Annotated in this window: 11 protein-coding genes and 4 pseudogenes; 7 read left to right on the forward strand and 8 right to left on the reverse strand. The window is 70.5% G+C overall.

Annotation, left to right across the window (positions count from 1 at the left end; genetic code table 11):
• The first annotated feature begins 843 nt into the window (after positions 1-843).
• The gene (locus AB0D45_RS10465) at positions 844-2,109 is read left to right on the forward strand and encodes an alpha/beta hydrolase (RefSeq protein ID WP_362456898.1); all 1,266 of its coding nucleotides are present in this window, start codon (positions 844-846) and stop codon (positions 2,107-2,109) included.
• 525 nt (positions 2,110-2,634) lie between these two features.
• On the opposite strand, the pseudogene AB0D45_RS10470 reads toward AB0D45_RS10465, so the two are convergent.
• Positions 2,635-2,766, reverse strand: a pseudogene (locus AB0D45_RS10470) (amino acid permease); the annotation flags it as partial.
• A gap of 155 nt (positions 2,767-2,921) precedes the next feature.
• Positions 2,922-3,776, reverse strand: coding sequence for a class I SAM-dependent methyltransferase (locus tag AB0D45_RS10475; protein WP_362456900.1), 855 nt, complete (start codon positions 3,774-3,776; stop codon positions 2,922-2,924).
• 526 nt (positions 3,777-4,302) lie between these two features.
• Here AB0D45_RS10475 and AB0D45_RS10480 point away from each other — a divergent pair.
• Both AB0D45_RS10480 and AB0D45_RS10485 read left to right on the forward strand, forming a co-directional pair.
• Positions 4,303-4,740: a DUF1206 domain-containing protein gene (locus AB0D45_RS10480; protein WP_362456902.1), complete on the forward strand. Its 438-nt coding sequence runs from the start codon at positions 4,303-4,305 to the stop codon at positions 4,738-4,740.
• An 841-nt stretch (positions 4,741-5,581) separates the two neighbouring features.
• Positions 5,582-6,184 carry a hypothetical protein gene (locus AB0D45_RS10485; protein WP_362456905.1) on the forward strand — a complete coding sequence of 201 codons (603 nt, stop codon included), beginning with the start codon at positions 5,582-5,584 and terminating at the stop codon, positions 6,182-6,184.
• A 38-nt stretch (positions 6,185-6,222) separates the two neighbouring features.
• Here the strand turns inward: AB0D45_RS10485 and AB0D45_RS10490 are convergent.
• Positions 6,223-7,414: pseudogene (locus AB0D45_RS10490) on the reverse strand (PP2C family protein-serine/threonine phosphatase).
• Positions 7,415-7,963: 549 nt separating this feature from the next.
• A pseudogene (locus AB0D45_RS10495) lies at positions 7,964-8,611 on the reverse strand (PP2C family protein-serine/threonine phosphatase); the annotation flags it as partial.
• Positions 8,612-8,978: 367 nt separating this feature from the next.
• Here AB0D45_RS10495 and AB0D45_RS10500 point away from each other — a divergent pair.
• Positions 8,979-10,022, forward strand: coding sequence for an acyl-CoA desaturase (locus tag AB0D45_RS10500; protein ID WP_362456907.1), 1,044 nt, complete (start codon positions 8,979-8,981; stop codon positions 10,020-10,022).
• A 1,613-nt stretch (positions 10,023-11,635) separates the two neighbouring features.
• Here AB0D45_RS10500 and AB0D45_RS10505 read toward each other — a convergent pair.
• Positions 11,636-11,758 carry a hypothetical protein gene (locus tag AB0D45_RS10505; protein ID WP_361608006.1) on the reverse strand — a complete coding sequence of 41 codons (123 nt, stop codon included), beginning with the start codon at positions 11,756-11,758 and terminating at the stop codon, positions 11,636-11,638.
• A gap of 325 nt (positions 11,759-12,083) precedes the next feature.
• Here AB0D45_RS10505 and AB0D45_RS10510 point away from each other — a divergent pair, with 325 nt between their 5' ends.
• The 3 genes and pseudogenes from AB0D45_RS10510 to AB0D45_RS10520 form a co-directional block, all read left to right on the forward strand.
• Complete coding sequence (locus tag AB0D45_RS10510) at positions 12,084-12,413, forward strand: hypothetical protein (RefSeq protein WP_362456910.1); 330 nt, start codon at positions 12,084-12,086, stop codon at positions 12,411-12,413.
• A 152-nt stretch (positions 12,414-12,565) separates the two neighbouring features.
• Positions 12,566-13,690: a glutamate--cysteine ligase gene (locus AB0D45_RS10515; RefSeq protein ID WP_362457061.1), complete on the forward strand. Its 1,125-nt coding sequence runs from the start codon at positions 12,566-12,568 to the stop codon at positions 13,688-13,690.
• Positions 13,691-13,890: 200 nt separating this feature from the next.
• Positions 13,891-14,421 (forward strand): annotated as a pseudogene (locus AB0D45_RS10520) (integrase core domain-containing protein); the annotation flags it as partial.
• Between the two features lie 179 nt (positions 14,422-14,600).
• Here AB0D45_RS10520 and AB0D45_RS10525 read toward each other — a convergent pair.
• The 3 genes from AB0D45_RS10525 to AB0D45_RS10535 form a co-directional block, all read right to left on the reverse strand.
• Positions 14,601-14,801 (reverse strand): hypothetical protein, encoded by a 201-nt coding sequence (locus AB0D45_RS10525; protein ID WP_362457067.1) that lies wholly within the window; start codon positions 14,799-14,801, stop codon positions 14,601-14,603.
• An 838-nt stretch (positions 14,802-15,639) separates the two neighbouring features.
• On the reverse strand, positions 15,640-15,975 hold the full coding sequence (gene fdxA, locus AB0D45_RS10530; RefSeq protein WP_093879326.1) for a ferredoxin FdxA: 336 nt from the start codon (positions 15,973-15,975) through the stop codon (positions 15,640-15,642).
• A gap of 133 nt (positions 15,976-16,108) precedes the next feature.
• On the reverse strand, positions 16,109-16,438 hold the full coding sequence (locus tag AB0D45_RS10535; protein WP_362456914.1) for a hypothetical protein: 330 nt from the start codon (positions 16,436-16,438) through the stop codon (positions 16,109-16,111).
• Positions 16,439-16,593 lie beyond the last annotated feature (155 nt).

Consider the following 16,593-nt stretch of genomic DNA (forward strand, 5'->3'; position numbering starts at 1 on the left):
GAGTCGAACCTGAGGAAGCCGGTGCCGCCGGCACCACCGTCGCAGTAGGCCGCGGGGTCCGAGGAGTTGAGGAATACCGCAGCCGGGTCGACGTCGATGCCCTGGTACGGCGCGCCGGGGAAGGTCTGCGCTCCGACTTTCAGGCTGTCGTAGGGGCAGCCGGTCGGGGCGCTGTCGCACGGTGCACCGGTGCCGATGGGGTTCGCCCCAGCGTGTGTCGTGTTGTACGCCACCGTCCAGATGACCCTCTCGGGCAGGGTGGTGCCGGCCGGGAAGTCGAACTTCAGCCGGAACGCGAAACCGTTGTGGCAGGTGCCGGTGGCGGTGTTGAACCACCTGCCGCCCGTGGACCGGGCGGTCGTGATGTCGAGCTGGGCGTGCGAGAGCGGCAGCTATGCGGTGGACGAATCCGACACCACTCCGGTGCCGGGTGCCCCTGCACTGACCTCCGCCCCGTGGACCTCTGGAGCCAGGAAACAGCGGCTCCCTGGTCCGTGCTGGCAAGAGGGATGAGGCCGTCACAGGAACCGAAGGTGATCTGCGGACGGTTGCAGATCACTCGGGCATCGGCATCGGTTCCAGGTCGTCGGACTCCCATGCCTGCCACTCACTGCTCTCGTCGCGCTCTCTCGTCCGGCCGACGAGTACAGCCGCGACGGGTGTCCTCTCCGCGGGCGGGCTCGGTGTTCGGCTCATGGGCCGCGGACTACACAGCCGGACGCCGGCCCGACCCGCCCCGCCCCGCCCGGGGGGATTCCCTGGTTCCGGGGTAGGGCTGGCCGCACCCCCGGCCGGGGGGCCGTCGGATGCCCCTGTGATCAACAGCTACGTAGCGTCGTCGTCATGACCCACACCACGACCCGCGCCCCCTTCCGACAGGCCGTGCAGCGCAGGCGAGTGCGCCGGTCCCTGGCCGCCGCGACCGCCGTCGTCCTCACCGCCCTGGCAGCCGCCCCGGCGGTCGCGGCGTCCGAACCCCGCCCAGCCCAGCAGAGCACCGGGCGCGGGGCCCTTCTCGGAGTCACTCCCGTCGCCGACCTGAGCCGGGCCGAGGTGGCCGCGTTCCTCAAGGGCGCCGACATCGACCCGGCGACCGTCCGCCACGGTGTGCGCGGATACCGGCTCAGCTACCGGACCCTGACACCTGGGGGCGAACCGACCACCGCCACCGGCCTGTTGGTGCTCCCCAAGGGCGGCGAGCACCGGCTCGACCTGGTGGCCGACACGCACGGCACCATGGTCCACCGCGACTACGCGCCGTCCGTCGCCGAGGACTTCGGTCTCTACGCGCCCTATCTGCACGCCGCCGCGGGACGCGCCGTCGCCGCCCCGGACTACCTCGGGCTCGGCAAGGGCCCCGGCCTGCACCCGTACATGGACACCGCCTCCTCCGTCTCCGCCTCGCTCGACATGCTGCGGGCCTCCCGCACCGCCACGCGTGCGCTCGGCAGGCCGCTCACCGGAGACGTGTACGGCACCGGGTTCTCACAGGGAGGCCAGGTCGCCATGGCGCTGGGCCGCGAGCTGGCGCGGGGAGCGGACGGGCACTTCCGGCTGCGGGCACTGGCGCCGGTCGCCGGACCGTACGACCTGCAGGGCACCGAGATCCCCGCCCTGCTCGACGGCCGTGTCAACGACATCAGCGGCGTCTTCTACATGTCGTACTTCCTCACCGCGCAGAACCGGCTACACCCCGTCTACGGCAACCCGGCCGACGTCTTCCGGCAGCCGTACGCGGGATACGTGGAGGAACTCTTCGACACCCGGCACACCGAGGAGGACATCGTGACGAAGCTGCCCGGGTCGGTGAAGGAACTGCTGACGGACGGCTTCCACGAGCGGCTGCGGCGCCCGGACGGCGGCCTGCTGACCGCGCTCAAGATGCAGGACGGGACCTGTGACTGGAAGCCCGACGTTCCGGTACGGCTGCACAGCGCGGCCGGTGACACGGACGTGCCGATCGCCAACTCCCTCTCCTGCGCGGCCGATCTGGCACGCAACGGTGTGACAGCCCCCGTGGTCGACCACGGGAAGGCCGACCACAACGGGTCCTTCAAGCTGGCAGGGCCGCAGATCGTGCACTGGTTCGACACTCTCGCGCGCGGCTAGGCTCGTCCGGTCGATCACGTCCGAAGCCAGATGATGAGGGTTGCGGCGGTGGCCGGTGCCGAGGTAGACGTAGCTGCGCCTCTTCGCCGGCTCCCGGCTAAGAGGCGCAGCGGGCACGGGGGTGCTGGGCCTTCTCCGCTGACGGCTGCCTGCCCTGTCCGGGACCACGCCCCCGCCGCGGCTGCGGTCGCGGCTCGAGGGCCTCCCAGGGTCGGGGCTCCAGCGCGCGGTGGGATTCCGGGCTCGGCACGCTGTCCTTGCACTGGCGCTGCAAGAGCGTTGAAGCGCTGAAAGGTAGCGGTCGGACGCCCGGGGCGTCCACGCCCTTCGCGATCCCATCTCGCCGGCCAGGCGGGGCTTGGTGGCGAAGGCCACCTCGTCGGGTATTCCGGCGCCCGGCGACGCTCGAGGTCGGTGCACCAGGAGTGCTCGGGCAGGTAGAGCCGACGGTCGATCAACGCCCTCCCCGCCGGGTGGCATAGGCGAGGCGTACTGCCGCTGAACGCCCGCCGAGGCAGAACCCCAGGTACCTCCGGAGACGGGGTAGCGGGCGGCCAGGCGCGCCGAGGACATGGCATTGCAGCAGGCCACGGCATCGAACACACCCAGGTGCCGCTGCAACTCACTCGTGCCCGAAGGCCCCGACACCGCGCCCATCACTCGCTCCCCAACCACACTCCGGCAGACGTACCGGCGCACCGTTTGCGAACAAAGCGACGGAACAGGGACCACACCCGGATGAGCCAGAGACGGCAACGTGCTACCCAACCCTGCAGGAATAGCGCTGCCCACGAATCGATCAGCGGTTCGGCCTACCGGGCTGGGGCTGCCCGGCGGGTGGGGACGCTCGCACGGGCGAGGACGGACAACTCGAACGGGCGGAGCGCGTCGGTACGTTCCCACTCCGCAGGGGTGATCGTCTCGCGCTGCCGGGCGTACTCGATCGGCTGGAGCCGGTGCTCAAGCAGGAGGGCGTTCATCTGCTCGATGCTGAGGAACGTTTGCCAGGGCTCGCCCTGCTCGGCCGCCGCTGCCATGACCAGCTCTGCATAGGACTGGCCTGCCTCGTCGCGGAGTCCGGCCGGGAGGAGGTGCTCCACGATGAGCTCTGTGCCGGGTGCGAAGCCGCTGATGACGGCCAGGGTCTGCCTGATCGCCTCCGAGGTCAGGTACATCGTGACCCCGAGCCAGCTGACCAGCGCGGGTCGGCCCGGGTCAAAGCCGGCCCGCACGAGGTGATCGGTGAGTGACCGGGCCGACTCCTTCTCGAAGTCGACCGGGACGAGGAAGGCGGACGGTGGCGCCGGTGTCCCCGTCTCAACCAGCAGCGCCCGCTTCCAGTGCTGGGTCGTCGGCTTGTCCACTTCGAACACCCGTACGCCGTCGGCAAGTTCCGACCGGTAAGCGAAGGAGTCCAGCCCCGCACCGAGGATCACGTACTGGTCGACGCCCCGGCCGGCCAGCTCGGCCAGTCGGTCCTCGGTGAAGCGGCTGCGGGTAACGGCCGTCGTCCGCGCGCCGGACAGGACCGGGTGCCCAGGATAGGACCGGTGGTAGCCGAGGAGTTCTTCGGCACGCTCACCCAGGAAGGTCTGTGCCAGGGTGTCGGCGAAGATCGAGGGAGTCTCGTCGACGAGGAGGTGTGCCGCGCGTGCTGCGGCCGACATGAGAGCTGTCTGGCTGGGCTGTCCCTTGTTCATCATGATGCCGGACATTAGTCCGGAAATCTGACAGTATATCAAAAAAATAAAACTTTTGGAAGCGCTTCCGGGTTCTGTTTTGGTAACGAATGCGCTCCTTGCGATCCCCGGAACAACCTGCGGGTCAGCAGCCACTAGCTCGGGACGAACGAGGGTCACCTCCAGCAAGTCCCGCTGCGGTCAACTGCATGCCCGTCCGGCGCGGCCGCCACACGGTCAACGGCAAGCTCAGATTCTGATCAAGAAGCTTGTAGGGCCGAACGGACCAGGGCCGCGCCGTGTCGACTTCGGTAGCGCACAGGGAGGTGCCAGGTATGGCGCTCGACAACGGTGGCGCCCAGGCCAAGACCCTGGGACAGCGCGTGGCCGACAGCCATGCCATGGAGGTCGCATCCAGGGTCGGGCTCTGCGCCCGGGGAGTGATCTACGTCTTGGTAGGGCTCCTCGCCGTACGGATCGGATTCGGCGGTGACAGAAGGACTACACCGCCCGAGTGCTGGAACTGCCCTATGGCCGGGTCCTCGTCGGCGTGTTCGGTGCCGTGCTGGCCATCGTGGGCGTGGTGATCGTGGTGCGCAGCCTGCTGCGGAAGTTCGAGAAGAACCTCCGCACGGAGCGGATGAGCCAGCCGACGCGGCGTATCGTCGCGGCCCTGGGCATCATCGGCGGCGTGGCGTGCGGGGTGGTCGCGGTGGCGACCGGCCTGTTCAGCCTCCTGGCCGCGGTGCGCTTCGACGCCGGCCAGGCAAAGGGCCTGGACGAGACGCTGCGCTCGTTCGCTGACACGCCGGCCGGGCCCGTGCTGCTGATCGCCGCCGCGGTGGGCCTTCTGTTGTTCGGCCTCTACTCCTTCTGCGAAGCCCGCCGGCGCATAGCCCCGGAACACGACGCCCCGGCGGAGCAGCAGGTCAGGAGCCACGGTGCAGGCTGACAGACCGGTGCGTGGCCATGGCGACGCTACGCGCATCGCCCTCGACGGAAGTGGCGCTCAGCGCGTGAACGCGGCCTCCCCCTGGCCGCGCCGGAGGCGCAACGGCGCGGTCACCGCATTGCGGCTGACCATGGACACGCATACGACGGGAAGCCGCCGAGAGACGACGCCACCGTCCTGTGCCTCGACTGGCACGGCCCTGAAACCGGAGCCCCTCCGCACGAATGCCCCGACAGAGATCTGACCGGCTTCAACGTCGGGGGTGGGCTCGATGTGGACGCGGGTGGGGAGGTGGTTGACCAGCAACCACCCCCAACCGCCGGTTCCGTCCGTGTGAGGCTGCCGGGGGGTGGGGGCTGGTGTCCGTGACACAGATTTCGAGGTGATCCCCGTGCAGTTCCAGGTGCAGGGTGCAGGGTCCGTCGGTATGCCGGATCGCGTTGGTGATGAGTTGGCCCCGACCAGTAGGACGCCGTCGGCTTGGGCTGAGTAGGAGGCCTCCTGGGTGGCGTGGTGGAGGAAGTCGCGGGTGGCGTCGCGTACTGCTGTTGCGGAGTGGCCGGTGCGGGGCACAGGCTGGTTGAGGACGGTTGTGACCATTGCGCCTCCTTGCGCCGGTGGACCCGCAAGGCGCCTGTCCTTTTATGGCCTGTTTGGCCTCTCTACGGCTGAAAGCCTCGTTCTGCCCCCAAGCAGGGGTTTTGTATGCGAGCGTGCTGGGTCGACGATGACGGCGGCCGTTCGGCGCAGCCGGGATGGCGGAGCGTCCGGAGGAGGGCGAGGGTGGCTGCTGTGCCGGCACTGGCGCCTGCGCATTTCCTCGTTCTCCTCAGGAGCCCCCATGCCCGAGCGCAACACCGTCCTCCGCAGCATGCACGATGTGGGCCTGGCCGCGTGGTTCGGCGGGTCGCTGATGGGCGCGGTCGGCCTCAACGGCGCGGCCAAAGGCCACAGTGACAGCTGGCGTGACAACGCCCGGATCGCCAGCGTCGGCTGGGCGAAGTGGACGCCCGTCAACGCCGCGGCGATCGGCGCCCATCTCGTCGGCACCAGCGGACTGCTCGCCGCGAACGCTTCCCGGGTGGCGACCCAGCAGGGGGTGGCCGCCTCCACTCTGGCCAAGACCGTCCTGACCGGCGCCGCCCTGGCCGCCACGGCCTATGCCCGGATGCTGGGCAAGAGGATCGAGCTCGCCTCGTCGATGGACCCGCAGGACGCCGAGGAGGCGGCCGGCTCCTTCGACACCGGCAAGGCGGAACGGCGCCTGTCCTACGCGCAGTGGCTGGTACCGGCGGTGACCGGTGGCCTGCTGATCCTGGGCGCCCTGCACGGAGAGCAGCAGCGCCCGGCCGAACAGGCGCGGGGCATGTGGCAGCGTGCGCGCGACCTGTCGCCGCACATGCCGTCCGGCGACCACTGGTACTGGTACCACCAAGGCGCCTGAGGGCAGCTCCGCTGCGTCGCCGGCCTCTACGCTGTAGTTCATCGTCCGGGAGCAGGCGGTGTTGTCCTTGACGGCTGTGAGGCGTCGGTGAGAGCGGCGCCGTGGGCGGCGTCGCGCTCGGAGTTGGCGACGCCGTGCCAGACCAGGCACATGACGGTCGCGTCGTCGTCGAGGTGGCCGTGGCCGGCGTCGACGATCGCTTTGATGAGGGTGCGGGCCGCTTCGCGGGGGTGCAGTGCGCGGGTGCGGATGATCAAGTCCGACAGGTCGAGGTTCTCGGCGTTGCGCTCGAGCATGCCGTCGGTCAGCATGACCAGCCGGTCACCCGGGCGGAGGTCCAGCGTGTGCACCCGGTAGGTGTTGGCCTGCGATGTCTGGGCACTGAGGCCGAAGGGGAGATCGACTTTCGGGAGGATCTCCTGGACTGCCCCGTCGCGCATCCGCAGCGGCCAGGGATGCCCCGCGTTGACGAACTCCGTCTCGCCGTCGATCAGGCTGATGCGCAGCAGCTGGCCGGTGACGTAGCCACTGCGGCCGTGATCGCGCATGGCCAGGTCGGCCTGGCGGGCCTGTTCCGCGAGGTCGGCACCCGCCCGCCGCGCCCGCCGTAGGGCGCCCACCGCCAGCGTGGCCAGCAGCGCGGCGTCGACGTCGTGACCCATGGCGTCGGTCACGGAGAGCTGGACCGTATCCCGGTCGACCGCGAACTGTGCCGCCTCGCACGCCAGCGACGCCGGGAGCAGCCGGTGCTGGATCTCCGCGGCCAGACTCAGCGGCTTGGTACGCCGGCCCCACTGGTACACATCGGTGTGGGACCGGTTCGCGATGACGATGTACGCCAGCGCGTGCGCGGTCTCGCCGATCCCCCGCATGACCTGCGCGCTCGGTGCCGCGGGCAGGGACAGTTCGAGGAGCCCGACGGCATCCCCACGGTTGGTCACCGGGGCGACGACCCGCACCAGCTCACTCCCGCCCCTGCCGTCCACCCTCGGCCGCTGGCTGCGGATCACGTCGTCGTACAAGGTGCCCCGCAGCCGAATGCGCGGGCCGGCTCGCCAGACTCGACGCTGCCCGCAGCCCCCAGCCGCACGACCGAACTGCCGGAGAAGTCAGTGATCAGAAAGACACCGACGCGGCCCCGAGGTGCTCCTTGAGCAGGCGCGCGACCACGTCGAGTGACTCCACAGGTGCCGCGGCCTCGGCCGCTTCCAACGTCCCCGCAAAAGTCATTGCCCTGCCCCGCTGACTTCCCCCCACGGGAGGGCGAGAGACTTGCCCGTCGTCAGGCTCTCCTGCGGTCACAGCGACCCCTAGCTGCTTGCTGCCGGCCGGGACTCCGTCCCGGATAACGCGAAAATCCGCGCCGAGGCGGCACCGGACAGGTCGTATCGCACCACGAGCCCCCGGAGACCCAGCCTGCACAGCATCAGCCGCAGGACGGGAGCCCGGTCAGGGGCGCGCGGGTTCGACGTGTACCGCGGGCGCGGCTCCGCACCACGACAGCGGGGGACTGCCGGCGCCGCATCAAGAGCCCGGGCCCGGCCAGGACCCCGTCAGCGCTGCGCGATCGGCACGCACTGGCCGGCGCCGGCGGACTGCTCGGCGCAACGCTGCCGGTGTCATCACCCAGCAAGGTGGCGCCGCCTCCACCCGGCCAAGACCGTCCTCACCGCAGCCGCTCTCGCCGTCACCGCGCCGGCCCGCTGGGCAAGAAGCTCGAGCTGGCCTCCGTCGGCCTTCCCCGAGCGCAGAAGAAGCCGAACGCCAGCTTTCCCACGCTCAGGGTGCGGCCCCGCTCCCCCGGGCAGTCTGCTGGTCCTCATGGCAGAGGACGGTGGCGTCGTCTTTGGGCGGTCGGCTGTCGTAGGCGCCGGTGACCGCGCCGACCAGGGTGCGTATGACCTCGCGCGGATGCTCGGCTGCGGTCTTGCGGAGCAGAGCGGGCAGGTCGACTATTTCAGCGTCGCGTCTTGCATGCCGCCGGTGCGGAGCAGGAGACGGTCACCGGGGCGCAGGTCGAATTGTTGCATCTGGTACCCGCCCTGCACGGCGACGCCGAAGGGCAGGGCCACGGCCAAGCGCAGGACGTCGACCCCCACGCCCTCGCGCAGCCGCAGCGGCCAGGGGTGGCCTGCGTTGACGAGCTGGGCGCCGGGCCCGTCCAAGGCGATGCGCAACAGCTGGCCGGTGGCGAAGGTCGGGCGACCTTGGTCGACGAGGGCCTGGTGGATCCGGCGGGCCTGTTCGGCAAGGTCTGCCCCGGCGCGGCGGGCGCCGCGCGAGGCGTTGACCAGCAGGGTGGCCATGAGCGGGGCATCGACGTCGTGGCCCATGGCGTCGGTGACGGACAGGTGCAGGGTGCCGTTGTCGAGGCTGTAGTCGTAGGTGTCACCGGCGATCGGAGGCCGGGACCAGGGCGCCGGCGAGGGTCAGCCGGGCCGATCAAGTCTGCCGGACCGGGTCGGTCCTACGGGCGCGGGCGCTCAGACCGCCGGCGTAGGCGTCTACGGCTTCACACGGGTGGGAGTGGGGGTGAGACCGACTTGGGCGACCGCTGCCGCCTGCTCGCAGTGGCTTCGCCTCAGCGGCAACGCCGTGTCGGCCATGCCGCCGCCCGGTCGCCGGGGGAAACGGAACGGAAAGGGCGGACCGAGGCGTACGTCGATCCCGTTATCCCGGGTATGCGGTATGGGGAGCACCACCCAGGTGCCAGGTGGAGCCTCGCGGATAGGACGGGCTCCGCCCGTGCCCTGGCCTGCTCCCCCTCAGACGGAACGGATAGTGACTCCTGATCATGAATTCCTCCCAGTCGGTGCGGCCTCCCATACGGGCGGATTCGGGGAGCGACTTCGCCCGGCTCTCCCGGAAGATCCAGGAGGCCGGACTCATGGCCAGGCGCCCCGGATACTACGCACTGCGCATTGCGGCCGTGACGGCCCTGTACGCCGCCGGGTGGACGGCGTTCGTCTTGATCGGCGACAGCTGGTGGACGCTGTGGGTGGCCGGTTTTCTGGCCTTTGTGTTCGGGCAGGTGGCGCTGCTCGCGCACGACGTCGCCCACCGGCAGGTCTTCCGGCTGCGCAAGGGCAGCGAGGTGTCCGGGCGCGTCGCCGGCAACCTCGGTATCGGCATGGGGTACGGCTGGTGGCAGGACAAGCACACCCGCCACCACGCCAATCCCAACCACGAGGACCTCGATCCCGACCTTGACCCGGACATCCTCGTCTGGACGCAGGACCAGGCCCGCGCGGCCAGGGGACTGCCGCGGCTGCTCGGCCGCTCGCAGGCGTTCCTCTTCTTCCCGCTGCTCACGCTGGAGGGGTTCAACCTGCACGTGTCCGGGATGCGGTCGCTGTTCGACCGCTCGCTCAAGCACCGCATGTGGGAAGGGGCCCTGCTCACTGCGCACCTCGCCGCCTACCTCGGCACGCTGTTCCTGGTGCTACCGCCCGGCATGGCAGTCGTCTTCCTCCTCGTCCACCAGTGCCTCTTCGGCATCTACCTCGGCTCGATCTTCGCCCCGAACCACAAGGGCATGCCGATCCTGCGAGGCGCCGACCGTCCCGACTTCCTGAGGCGCCAGGTCCTCACCTCCCGCAACGTGCGCGGAGGCCGGTTGACCGACATCGTCCTCGGCGGTCTCAACTACCAGATCGAGCACCACCTCTTCCCGAGCATGCCCAGCCCGCACCTGCGCAGGGCCCGCACCATCGTCCGCGGGTATTGCCAGGAGCTCGGGGTCAGCTACGCGGAGACCAGCCTGATCGACTCCTACCGGCAGACCCTCGCCAGCCTCCACGCGGCTGGAGCCCCGCTGAGAAGGCCGCGGACCACCTGACGCCGGCGCATCCAGCCGGCACGCGGGAGGCCAGCCGGTACGCGGGACACCGTGGCCGGAGTCAGGGGTGCGGCCGAATCGCCCATGCCGACGCTGGAGCGCGCAAGAGGGCCGCGCATGGGCGGTAGCGTCATGACCCACCTGTGTCCGCTGCGCCCGGTCCGACCGCTGGGTACCGCAGCGGGCCGGTCTGGCCCGGTTTGCTCTCTGGGTCCCAGCATGGCGTGGGCAACGGGCCGATCCGGGTCCTCTTCGGCCGACTGGGCGTTCACTGCTCATTCGGTCCTGGAGACCGACGCGAAGCCGCAGCCCGCCATCCGCTACGACGTCGGCCGAGTCCTGTCTGGCGGCGAGTTCATCAACGGGGTTTGTGATGAGGCCCGTCACCGCGTTCGCGCATTCTGGTGCGGTGCACGGTGGTGCGCATCGTGGTGCGGTTGCGGTGCCGGCGGTGGTGCCCATCCGACGGGCGCGGTGCGCACCACCGCCGTCCATGATGCGCACCACCGCCGTCCACGATGCGCACTACACGATCGAGAGGCGCACCGGGTGCGCACCGGACGGTGCGGGGTGGGCAGCGAGGGCCTGGCCCACTGCGACGGCCTCCAGCTGGCGCAGGCTTCGCGGGGGTGGCCGGGTCGGGCTGCTCGGCCGGCAGGTCGACTTCGGCTCGGAGGGGTGACGTGGAGGCTGGCGGATCGTTTCAGCGGATGTGAATGACAGATTCCGTTTGTTGGGGGGCTCCCGTGGTCCGGCCCGCGTCGGCCTGCTCGGCACTGGCCTGCCGCCCCCGGCCCTCGCCTGGGTCCCGAGTCGGCGTGAGTGGGTGCTGTGATGGGCCGGTCCTTCTACTGGTGTCGCTCCTGCCTCCAGCCGCTCTACGCCACCAGTTCTCTCGCGGTTCCGGCCGGGCGGGACTGGGAGATCGACCATCAGCAGCCGGGCGATTGCGCCAACGGGCACCTGATGCCCCTGGCCGGCACTGCCGCTGTCCCTGAAGACCTGCCCGACGCTCCGCGGGTGCTGCGCGTCTTCGGATCCTGAGCACTGGCCGATGCCGCCCGGGGGAGGCGCAGTCGCCGCTGGTTACGGCCCGCCATCGCGTCCGGTGTGGGGTCGTACCAGAGAAACGTTCCGGCGCCGAGAGGTTTAGCCGATACGGGGGCGGGCGCCGGTTGGGTTTCGGATTCGCCGATCTACGACGCCCTTGAGCGGCAGTGGCTACAGCAAGGCCGGGCGGTGGCAGGCATCGGGCCGGGGTGGAGACCTGTTCCGTCGCGGCTGACCGAACGAGCGTCGAGATTCACCGCCGGCTTCGGAACGAACTCCCCCGCAGGACTGCCGGCAGAGGGCCTGCATCGTCCGGCCGCGCGTCCGGTCTCCAGCGCATGACGTCGAAAGCGCCGGAGCTCTGCGCACCCCAGGCGTGCCCTTACCGGTCGTCCGATCCGGACACAGGCGTCTTCCGCGCGTGACGGTGGCTTCCTGTCGTGGGGTCGCCGTTTTGCATGACCCATCAACGCGAGCTTGGGGCCCGGCCCAGGATCCGGCACCGTCGGTGGCAGCCGGCCCGGCCGGCCGCCTGCATCAGAGCGGGCGCCCCCGACGTCGGCCTAGAGCCATACGGCGTTCCGCTTCTGTAACTCCTTGTCGGCGCGGGGGCAGTCCCAACGTGCGTACGACTCCAGGTCCCGCAGGACGTTCTCGGAGCGGTTCGGGTGGGCCACCGCGGTCACGTCGGCACCTCTCTCACCCGTACCACTCAGCTGCGGCTGCTCTCCCTGGTGCGGTCGGCGCCGCCGACATCCGGAGCGGAAGCGGCCCGGGCGGTGGGGGCGGGCAAGGCGCCCACCGCCGGGGATCCGCCTCCGCCCCGGGGCCGCGCCCACCGGCGCCCCAGCGTGACCTTCGCCTCCGCGCGGGCCGCGGGCGGGCACCTGCACGGAGGCCCCGCCGGCGAGAACCTCACGCCCCGCGGAGTGGCGGAACTCCAGGCGGCCCTGAGGCCACCGCCGGCACCCGGGGACGGGCGCCGGCGCAGCAGTTCTGCGGGTTCACGACATGTACGTCCTGCTGGACGGCCTGCTGAGCCTGGAGGGCGAGCTCGCCAAGGGCTCGTACACGAAGGTCGGGAACACCCGCGCGGTTCAGGCCACCGCCGGCGGGGACAGGGCGGCTAGCTCGCCGTCTCCCTGGCGGGCACCCCGTACCCGCTGCTCCTGGAGCGCGCCGGGGGCGCCGGCCGGGTCGAGCCGGCGGAGTGGGGCCAGGCCTTCCCGCTCGATCCGCCCGCCCAAGACCAGACCGGTGGACTACGGCTCCCAGCTGCCGGCGACGAAAGACAGCGAGACCAAGGGCGTCGGGCAGGGCTCGAACCCCGCCAAGTCGTAGCCCGGCCCGCCCGTCGCGCCTCGTCGGCGGCGACGCTAGCGCCTGGTCTGCTGGAGACCCCGGTCCGGCGAGCCGGCTTCCGCATACCGGCGGTGGGCAGGGGCAGGCGTTGACCGATGGGTGAACAGCACGACGAGGCGATGGGCTGCTGCATGCGAAGCGTGGGCGTGGAGGAAGAACTGCTGCTGGCGGACGCGGAGACGGGGGAGCCGCGAGCCGTGGCGGGAGCCGTTCTCGCTGCGGCCGACCGGGCCGGAGCCGGCCCGGACCGGGCCGCCGAGGAGGGGGAGGAGCCGAGCCACACCTTCGAGGCGGAGCTCCAGGAAGAGCAGGTGGAGTTCGCCACGAAGCCGGTGACGGAGATGGGCGAGCTCCACGAGGAGATCGTCCGGTGGCGCGCGGAGGCCGCCAAGCACGCGGCGACGGCCGGCGCGGTCGTGGCGGCGCTCGGCACCTCCCCGCTGGCCGTCCGGCCGTCCCTCTCCCCGGGCCACCGCTACGACTGGGTGTCGCGCCAGTTCGGCATGACCGCCCAGGAGCAGCTGACCTGCGGCTGCCACGTCCACGTGTCGGTGGAGTCGGACGAGGAGGGCGTCGCCGTACTGGACCGCATCCGCCCCTGGCTCGCCGTACTGACGGCGATGAGCGCGAATTCCCCCTTCTGGCAGGGCGAAGACACCCGCTACGGGAGCTACCGCAGCCGCGTGTGGAACAGGCTCCCCGCCGCCGGCCCCGTGGACGTCTTCGGTTCTGCGGACCGCTACCACGCGGAGGTCCAGGCCATGGTGGACTCCGGTGTCCTGCGCGACAAGGGCATGATCTGGTTCGACGCACGGCTCTCCGCCTCCTACCCCACGGTGGAGGTCAGGGTGGCGGACGTCTGCCTCGACGCGTCCACGCCGGTCCTGCTGGCCGCCCTCGTACGGGGCCTGGTGGAGACCGCGGCTCGGTCCTGGAAGGCAGGCGAGCCCGCGCCGCGGGTGAGTACGGGACTGCTTCGGCTCGCCTCCTGGCAGGCCGGCCGCTCGGGCCTCGACGGCCCGCTGCTGCACCCCGAGACCATGCGGGAGACCGCGCCCGCGACGGCCGTCGAGGCGCTGTACCGGCACGTCGCCGACGCGCTGGCCGACGCCGGCGACGAGGAGTTCGTACGGGCCGGCATCGCGGGCCTCCTGGAGCACGGCAACGGGGCGCGCGTCCAGCGGGCCCTGCTCGCCTCGGAGGGGAACCTGGCCTCGGTCGTCCGGCACTGCGCAGGGCGGACCACGGAGGGGTGACCCGGGTCGGGCAGGATCGGAAGAAGACGCCCTAGGTGTGCTGTCTCGGGACGTTGGTGACACGCGTGCTGGGTTCTTGGAATGGGTGAGGGCCTTCTGGCTGGGTGGGGATTGCGACATCTGCACCTAGCTCAGGAGGCCCTCGTGGTCCACCGAATGCCGCGCTGACCGAGACCGGACGTCTGCGTCTTGCCCGTTGTGTCAAGAAACTGGGCCGGATCCCCGACGGCGGCGGCCACAAGACCCTCGGACGGGCCGAAGGCAGCCGCAACAAGACCGGCACCGGCTGGGCCTACCTCCACACCGCCCTGGACGACCACAGCCACCTCGCCTACACCGAGGACCTGCCCGATGAGACCGCCGCCACCTGCGCCGCCTTCCTGGCCCGCGCCACCGCCTGGTTCGCCGGCCGGGGCATCACCGTCGAACGGGTCCTGACCGACAATGCCTCGGCCTACAGCAAGAACACCTGGCGCGACACCTGCCGCGACCTGGGCATCCAACCACGCTGGACCCGGCCCTGGCGCCCGCACACAAACGGCAAGGTGGAGCGCTTCCACCGCACCCTGCTCGACGAATGGGCCTACCACCGGCCCTACACCTCAGACCACCAACGCCAGGAAGCGTTCACCGACTGGATCCACTGGTACGACTACCACCGACCCCACACCGGCATCGCAGGCCAAACACCCGCCAGCCGCGTCACCAACCTGCCCGGACAACACACCTAGGCCGTCTCGTGGGGATCTTGCCAGGCCAGCAGGATCCCCAAAGACGACCCGGGGCGCGGAGAGAGAGGTTCCGGCGCCGAGCCGGTGCCGGAAGGCTTGACGAAGGCCCCGGGAGTCTCAACATCCCGGGGCCTCCACTTCGCTGACCTCCCCGCTCAAGCGACGGGCCGGGCATCCTGTCACGCCCAGTCCACGCCCAGACCCCGCGGCGCGTCCAGCTGGTCGAGGGTGAGTTTGTCGCGTCGGCTTTTGGTGTTGGAGACCCACACCCCGAGCTTCATCACCACCAGCTCCGCCTCGTCCTCGACCGCGACCTCCTCGGTGGGCGCCTTCCCGCTCGACCCACTGCGGCAAGGCGCAGCAGGAGCTGTACGGATCATCGGGTGGCCGGTCCCTTCAGTCCCAGCCGGGCCGGGCGTCGGCGCCGCGCCTGCTCCGGGGTCGCCGCGTACGGCTCGATCGGCGCGGCGAGCGGGGACAGGGCCTGGAAAGGCTGCTCGGCCCGGTGCGCCCACTCGGCCGCGGACGCCGTGAGCTCCCAGCCGGGGGGCCCGACGCGCCCCCGCGGGAGGTCACCGGACCCGCGTCTGGTGGCACAGCGCGGCCACGGAAGTTCTCCGGTTTCCCGCGCCCATTCAGCGGGGCCGCTGCCGCGCCACTCGACGTGAATGCATGCCGGTCGGCAGTGAGAGCCCTGTGGTGGGTGGAAGGGGGAGGACAAGCGGCGAGAGCACCTACTGGGCGTGGACGGTGCGGTACGGCGGCGCTGAGATGACGTATGTCGGGCTGTCGGAGTGCCGGGGTGTTGCCCGACCCTGCTTGCCGGGTGCGCTGCTGCCCGGGCTCTTGGAAGATGTGGGCCGTCGCTATCCCCACCTACGCGGCCGGGACCCTGAGGACTGGTCGGCGTCGAGCTGACTAGGGACCAGTTCAGGGCGAGGCAGGCCCAGGTACTGCGCGAGATGGTCGACGCTCCGGCGCCGGGACTGCGGGTGCCGCTCACGACGATGGTGGGCATCGTGGTGGGTGTGTGTCTCCTGGTTGTTGCAGGGTTCCTGCCGGGAGGCTCTGGTTCCACCCGGCCGCTGTCCGGAGTCGGCCTCCTCTTCTGCATCGCCGGCGGGCTCTCCCTGCTCCGGCCAGCATCCGACCCACACCACGCTCAGGCCTGCGTGCTCTCGGCTCGCAGGCCGCCGATCCGAGCCTTGCGCGCGTTCGTCAGGAGCCAGGGTTCGGGTCGAAAAGATCGCCCTTGTCCTCGACCTCTTTCCATTTATCGGCGTCCGGGAGAGCTGCGCGCTGTTCGCTGATGCCGGGCCACTTCTCGGCGTAGGTGGCGTTGAGCTCGGTGTATTTGGCCCACTTCTCGGGCACTTCGGTCTCTTCATAGATGGCGCTGTTCGGGCATTCAGGCTCGCACGCTCCGCAGTCGATGCACTCCTCCGGGTGGATGACGAGCATGTTCGCGCCCAAGCGGAAGGCGTCGACCGGGCAGACTGCCACGCAGTCGGTGTACCGGCACCTGATGCAGGGTTCAGTTACTACGTAAGCCACGGGCACTCCCGGTTCGACGTCATGTGGTGGGTGCCAGCGTCCTGTCCCGGCGACATCCAGTCACTGCTGTACACATTTTGTGACCGCTTGTAGTCGACTTTGCGCGAGTGATGGAGCGGTCGAAGCGGCGCCGTCATACGCCACTCCCTGAGCCGGCCCGGCGGGCGCGGTGTTGGCGCACGAGAGCGGCGTGCATGCGTGCTACGGCAGCGCGGTCCGGTACGTGATAGATGCGCGCGTCATGGCCGTAGTTGTCGAGCAGCTGCTGACCCACGGCCATCTTCTTGTCCAGGTCCTTGCCGCAAGCCATGAACAGTCGGCGATAGTGGGCCTGGTACTCCGGGCGGCTCTTCTTGCGGCTGGGCGCTGCGGCCGCGGGTTGTCCGAGACCTGCGACGCATGACGCGACGAGGCCGCCGAACGCGACCCGGAGCACTAGGCGGCGCGTCGGTTCAAGAGTCATGCACGGAAAGTAGCAGATCGACTACGCACGATGACGCTGACCGCAGGCGGAATAGGTACTCAGCCCTCGCCTTCCTGGTGCAGAGAAGGTGGCACCGGGCGCAGGGTCCGGTCTGGGACGGTGTCCAGGTGACGGGGACGGCCTGGGGCGTTGTG

It is taken from the genome of Streptomyces sp. NPDC048352 (assembly GCF_040651895.1).
In the GTDB taxonomy this organism is placed as follows: domain Bacteria; phylum Actinomycetota; class Actinomycetes; order Streptomycetales; family Streptomycetaceae; genus Streptomyces.